This window comes from Streptomonospora mangrovi (assembly GCF_027604915.1).
Lineage (GTDB): Bacteria > Actinomycetota > Actinomycetes > Streptosporangiales > Streptosporangiaceae > Streptomonospora > Streptomonospora mangrovi.
Map to the genome: position 1 here is coordinate 182,953 of NZ_JAJAQC010000001.1, position 6,053 is coordinate 189,005.

A 6,053-nucleotide genomic window follows, 5' to 3' on the forward strand; every position below is an offset into this window, starting at 1 on the left:
GACCGGGGCGGCCGGCCCCGGCGGGGGCCGGCCCTCAGCGGGCGAAGGCGTCGGTGGCCTCGATCAGGTGGTGCAGGATCCCGGGCTCGGAGAACGCGTGGCCGGCGTCGTCGACCAGGTGGAACCGCGCCTCGGGCCAGGCCCGGTGCAGGTCGAAGGCGGTCTTGGCCGGGGTGCAGACGTCGTAGCGGCCCTGGACGATCACGCCGGGGATCCCGCGCAGCCGGTCGGCGTTGGCGATCAACTGCCCGGGCGAGAAGAACCCGCCGTGCTCGAAGTAGTGGTTCTCGATGCGGGCGAAGGCCAGCGCGTAGTCGGCCTCGGCGTGCTGGGCGCGGATGGCCTCGTTGGGCAGCAGGGTGATGGTGGAGCCCTCCCACACGCTCCACGCCCGCGCGGCCTGGAGCCGGACGTCGCGGTCGGGCGAGGACAGCCGCCGCGCGTAGGCGCCGATGAGGTCGTCGCGCTCGTCCTCGGGGATGGGCGCCAGGTAGCGCTCCCACACCTCGGGGAACAGGAACGACGCCCCGCTCTGGTAGAACCAGCGCAGTTCCTCGTTGCGCAGGGTGAACACCCCCCGCACCACCAGCTCGCTCACCCGGTGGGGGTGCTCCTCGGCGTAGGCCAGCGCCAGCGCGCTGCCCCACGACCCGCCGAACACCTGCCAGCGCTCGACCCCGAGCATGGCGCGCAGCCGCTCGATGTCCTCGACCAGCGCCCAGGTGGTGTTGGTCTTGAGGTCGACGTCCATGCCGCTGGCGTGGGGGGTGCTGCGCCCGCAGTTGCGCTGGTCGAACAGCAGGACCCGGTAGCGCTCGGGGTCGAAGAGGCGCCGGTGGTCGGCGGAGCAGCCGGCGCCGGGGCCGCCGTGCAGGAACACCGCGGGCTTTCCGGCCGGGTTCCCGCACAGCTCCCAGTAGATGCGGTGCCCATCGCCGACGTCGAGCATCCCGGAGTCATACGGTTCGATGGGCGGATACAGCGTGCGCATGGGTAGGGCGTTCCTTCGTCGCAGGTGTGGCCGGGGCCATCCTAGAACCGGCGCCACCGGGCGTATTCCGCGCCGGAGGGGGTGGCGCCGGGGGCGGCCGGGCGCCGCGGCGGGCGCCCCCGGCACCGGCCGCCGCCCGCCCGGCACGGGGGCGGCGGGCGGGGCTCGGGGGGCCGACCGGGGCGGTGTGACCATCGCCGCAGCGCACAGCCTCGCGGGCGGTTCCGGAGGCCCGCCGCGCCCGGGTCCGGGCGGGTGCGCGGGCGCCGCCCGGACCGGCGGAAACGCCCGTCCGGCCCGGCCCGGCGGCCTTCCCCCGCCACACAATGTGTCTGAGGTCACACGCAACGCTGCGGCCTGCGGTGTCACCCGGCCGCCGACCGGGCCGCCCGGACCGGCGTGGGCGCGGCATCGACGCGGCCACGCGGGCGCCCGAAGCGGGCCACCGGGTCGGGGCGCCGGGGAAGCCGCCGGGGCATGATCACGTTAGGGTTTCCAGTGGGTCCGCAGGGCAGAGGGAAGAGGAACTCAGAACGCATGGCCAACACCAATGACACCCGGGTCGTCAGCTACCAGCCGCTGATCGCCCCCCAGGACCTGCTCGCCGAACTCCCCATGGGCCCCGAGCGCGCCGCTCTGGTCGAGGACGCGCGCACCGAGGTCAAGCGCGTGCTCGACGGCTCCGACGACCGCCTCCTGGTGATCGTCGGCCCCTGCTCGGTGCACGACCCCGACGCCGCCCTCGACTACGCCCAGCGCCTCAAGGCGCTCGCCCCCGCGCTCAGCGAGGACCTGTGCCTGGTCATGCGCGTCTACTTCGAGAAGCCGCGCACCACGCTGGGCTGGAAGGGGCTCATCAACGACCCCGGCCTCGACGAGAGTCACGACGTCCACCGCGGCCTGCGCACCGCGCGCAAGCTGCTGCTGGACATCGGCTCCATCGGCGTCCCGGCCGGCACCGAGTTCCTCGACCCCATCACCCCGCAGTACATCGCCGACGCCGTGGCCTGGGGCGCCATCGGCGCCCGCACCACCGAGAGCCAGGTGCACCGCCAGCTCGGCAGCGGCCTGAGCATGCCGGTGGGCTTCAAGAACGGCACCGACGGCGACGTCCAGGTGGCGGTGGACGCCTGCGGGGCCGCGGCCGCCTCCCACACCTTCTTCGGCGTCGACCCCGCCGGCCAGGGCTCGGTCGTGGTCACCGAGGGCAACCCCGACTGCCACGTCATCCTGCGCGGCGGGCGCAGCGGCCCCAACCACGGCCCCGACAGCGTCGCCGAGGCCCTCGGCGTCATCGACGGCTCCGGGCTGCCGCGCCGCGTCATGATCGACGCCAGCCACGCCAACAGCGGCAAGGACCACACCCGCCAGCCCGGCGTGGCCGAGTCCATCGCCGCCCAGGTCGCCCGCGGCGAGCGCGGGATCGTCGGCGTGATGCTGGAGAGCTTCATCGAGGAGGGCGCGCAGAAGCTCGGCGACCCCGCCCAACTCGTCTACGGCCGCTCCATCACCGACAAGTGCATGGGCTGGTCCACCACCGAGGACGTTTTGGGCGTGCTGGCCGAGGCGGTCCGCAAGCGCCGCGCGGCCTGAGCCCCGCGCCGGGCGGGGCGGGCGCCGCACACCGCGTGCCCGCCCCGCGCGGCGACCTGACACGCCCCCGCCCTGGCATTGGTCCTGGCCGGCGGGGGCTTTCGCGTGCCCGGACCCGCCGCCTCCTGTTCGCGGCGGGGCCGCGCTGCTAGGCTGGGCGCGGTCGTTGAAGCCGTGCGGGAGAGAGTCCGTGCAGCCGGCACGGGCCGCCGAAGGAGCAATTCCTCCCCAGAGAACCTCTCAGGCGCGCCGGACCGCGCGGTCAAGACCACTCTGGAAAGCAGGGGCGCGTGCGCCCCTCGCCGAAGGTGCAAGCCGCCTCGCGCGCGGCGAAGCTCTCAGGCTCCGATGACAGAGGGGGAGGATGGCAGCGCCATGTCGAATCGACGTCCATCCTCTCGGGAGCGACCATGACTGCGCCCAACCAGGGGCCCGCCCTCCGCACCACACCGCTGCACGCGGTCCACCGGCGCGCCGGGGCCGCCCTGGTCGACTTCGCCGGCTGGGAGATGCCGCTGCGCTACACCGGCGAGCGCGCCGAGCACACCGCCGTACGCGAACGCGCCGGCCTGTTCGACCTCTCCCACATGGGCGAGATTCACGTCACCGGCCCCCAGGCCGCCGACCTGCTCGACTACGCGCTGGTGGGCCACCTCTCGCAGGTCGCGGTGGGCCGCGCCCGCTACACCATGATCACCGCGGCCGACGGCGGCGTGCTGGACGACCTCATCGTCTACCGGCTGGCCGACCACGACTACCTGGTGGTGGCCAACGCCGCCAACGCCGCCGCCGTGCTGGCCGCGCTGACCGAGCGCGCCGCCGGGTTCGACGCCCGCGTCGAGGACCGCTCCGCCGACTACGCGCTGATCGCCGTGCAGGGCCCGGCCGCCGCCGCGATCCTGGCGCCGCTCACCGACGCCGACCTCGACACCATCAAGTACTACGCCGGCTACCGCCACACCGTCGCCGGGCGCCCGGCGCTGCTGGCCCGCACCGGCTACACCGGCGAGGACGGCTTCGAGATCTTCCTCACCCCCGGCACCGAGGCGCCGGCGGTGTGGGCGGCCCTGCTGGAGGCCGGCGAGCCGCACGGCCTGGTGCCCGCCGGGCTGTCGGCGCGCGACACCCTGCGCCTGGAGGCCGGCATGCCGCTCTACGGCAACGAACTCGACCCCGGCACCACCCCCTACGACGCCGGCCTGGGCCGCGTGGTCAAGCTCGACAAGCCCGGCGACTTCGTCGGCCGCGCGGCGCTGGAGGCCGCCGCGAAGGCCGGTCCCGCCCGCCGCCTGGTGGGCCTGGTGGCGCGCGGCCGCCGCCCGCTGCGCCGGGGCAACCCGGTGCTGTGCGACGGCCGCGAGGTCGGCTCGGTCACCAGCGGCGCCCCCTCGCCGACCCTGGGCAAGCCGATCGCCATGGCCTACGTCGAGGCCGGCCTGGACTCCGGCTCGGGCGCCTTCAGCGTCGACGTGCGCGGCCGCGCCGAAGAGGTCGACCTGGTCGACCTGCCCTTCTACAAGCGCGGCCGCTGACCCGCGCGCCCCGCCGCGACCGGGCGGGGCACGTGCGGACCGCACCCGTCACCCGGCAGAATCTATTGCGTCCCCGCGGAACCGGCTCCGGTCCGCACCCGGACCCGCCCGCACCGCGCGCCGAGGCCGCGCGGCCGCCGGCCCGCCCACGGACCACCACGACCTCCTGGAGAGTTGAATTGAGCGTTCCCGCGGAGTTGCACTACACGAGCGAGCACGAGTGGGTGGCCGTCGCCGACGGTGTCGCCACGGTCGGGATCACCGCCTACGCCGCCGAGGCGCTCGGCGACATCGTCTACGTCGACCTTCCCGAGGTCGGCGGCACGGTCTCGGCCGGTGACACCTGCGGTGAGGTGGAGTCCACCAAGTCCGTCAGCGACCTCTACTCCCCCGTCAACGGCGAGGTCGTGGCGGTCAACGAGGCGGCCGTGGCCGATCCCGAGGTGATCGGCACCGACCCCTACGGGCAGGGGTGGCTGTTCAAGGTGGAGGTCTCCGAGGAGCCCGCCGACCTCCTCTCGCCGGAGCAGTACACGCAGTTGACCGAAGGAGAGGGGTAACCCGATGACCTCCCAGCCCAGCCCGTTCGACCAGTCCCTCGCCCAGGTCGACCCCGAGGTCGCCGACGCCGTCGCCGCCGAACTGGCCCGCCAGCGCGGCACCCTGGAGATGATCGCCTCGGAGAACTTCGCCCCCCGGGCGGTTCTGGAGGCCCAGGGCACCGTCCTGACCAACAAGTACGCCGAGGGCTACCCCGGCAAGCGCTACTACGGCGGCTGCGAGCACGTCGACGTGGTGGAGCAGTTGGCCATCGACCGCGCCAAGGCGCTGTTCGGCGCCGAGCACGCCAACGTGCAGCCGCACTCGGGCGCCCAGGCCAACACGGCGGTGTACTTCTCGCTGCTCCAGCCCGGCGACACCATCCTGGGCCTCGACCTGGCCCACGGCGGGCACCTCACCCACGGCATGCGGCTCAACTACTCCGGCAAGATCCTCAACGCGGTGGCCTACCACGTGCGGCCCGAGGACGGCACCGTCGACTACGACGAGGTCGAGGCGCTGGCCAAGGAGCACCGGCCGCGCATGATCGTCGCCGGGTGGTCGGCCTACCCGCGCCAACTCGACTTCGCGCGGTTCCGCCAGATCGCCGACAGCGTCGACGCGCTGCTGCTGGTGGACATGGCGCACTTCGCCGGCCTGGTGGCCGCCGGCCTGCACCCCAGCCCGGTGCCGCACGCCGACATCGTCACCACCACCACCCACAAGACGCTGGGCGGTCCGCGCGGCGGGCTCATCCTGAGCAAGGAGGAGTTCGGCAAGAAGATCAACTCCGCGGTGTTCCCCGGCATGCAGGGCGGACCGCTGGAGCACGTGATCGCGGGCAAGGCCGTGTGCCTGAAGATCGCGGCGGGCGAGGAGTTCGCCGAGCGGCAGCGCCGCACCCTGGCGGGCGCCCGGATCCTGGCCGAGCGGCTGCTGCGGCCCGACGCGGTCGAGGCCGGCGTCAAGGTCCTCAGCGGCGGCACCGACGTCCACCTGGTGCTGGTGGACCTGGTGGAGTCCCAGCTCAACGGGCGCGAGGCCGAGGACCGGCTGCACGGGATCGGCATCACCGTCAACCGCAACGCGGTGCCCAACGACCCCCGCCCGCCCATGGTGACCTCCGGCCTGCGCATCGGCACCCCGGCGCTGGCCACCCGCGGGTTCACCGAGGAGGACTTCACCGAGGTCGCCGACGTCGTGGCCGAGGCGCTCAAGCCGGAGTACGACGCGGAGTCCCTGCGCGGCCGCGTGGCCGCGCTCGTGCGCAGGCGCCCGCTCTACGCGGACCTGTAAGGGCGTTCCGCCCTCCTCGGCGGGGGGGGGGGGCGCCCCCCCGGCCCCCCCCCGCCGGCGGCCCCCCCCCCCCCCCCCCCCCCCCCCCCCCCGGGGGGCCC

At 74.4% G+C, this 6,053-nt stretch carries 5 protein-coding genes and 2 riboswitches; of the genes, 4 read left to right on the plus strand and 1 reads right to left on the minus strand.

Going from position 1 to position 6,053, the window contains the following annotated elements:
• Positions 1 to 34 precede the first annotated feature (34 nt).
• Positions 35 to 991, minus strand: a complete 957-nt coding sequence (gene pip / locus LG943_RS00825) for a prolyl aminopeptidase (RefSeq protein WP_270070169.1) — start codon at positions 989 to 991, stop codon at positions 35 to 37.
• A gap of 537 nt (positions 992 to 1,528) precedes the next feature.
• Here pip and LG943_RS00830 point away from each other — a divergent pair.
• From LG943_RS00830 to LG943_RS00845, 4 genes are all read left to right on the plus strand, one after another.
• A complete protein-coding gene (locus LG943_RS00830; protein WP_270070170.1) occupies positions 1,529 to 2,584 on the plus strand; it encodes a 3-deoxy-7-phosphoheptulonate synthase in 1,056 nt (351 codons plus the stop codon).
• A gap of 167 nt (positions 2,585 to 2,751) precedes the next feature.
• A riboswitch (glycine riboswitch) is annotated at positions 2,752 to 2,851 on the plus strand.
• A riboswitch (glycine riboswitch) is annotated at positions 2,852 to 2,949 on the plus strand. It begins immediately after the preceding riboswitch.
• Positions 2,950 to 2,994: 45 nt separating this feature from the next.
• On the plus strand, positions 2,995 to 4,116 hold the full coding sequence (gene gcvT / locus LG943_RS00835; protein ID WP_270070171.1) for a glycine cleavage system aminomethyltransferase GcvT: 1,122 nt from the start codon (positions 2,995 to 2,997) through the stop codon (positions 4,114 to 4,116).
• A 179-nt stretch (positions 4,117 to 4,295) separates the two neighbouring features.
• Positions 4,296 to 4,676, plus strand: a complete 381-nt coding sequence (gene gcvH, locus LG943_RS00840; protein WP_270070172.1) for a glycine cleavage system protein GcvH — start codon at positions 4,296 to 4,298, stop codon at positions 4,674 to 4,676.
• Positions 4,677 to 4,680: 4 nt separating this feature from the next.
• Entirely contained in the window at positions 4,681 to 5,952 is a 1,272-nt protein-coding gene (locus LG943_RS00845; RefSeq protein WP_270070173.1) for a serine hydroxymethyltransferase, read from the plus strand.
• The last annotated feature ends 101 nt before the right edge of the window (positions 5,953 to 6,053 follow it).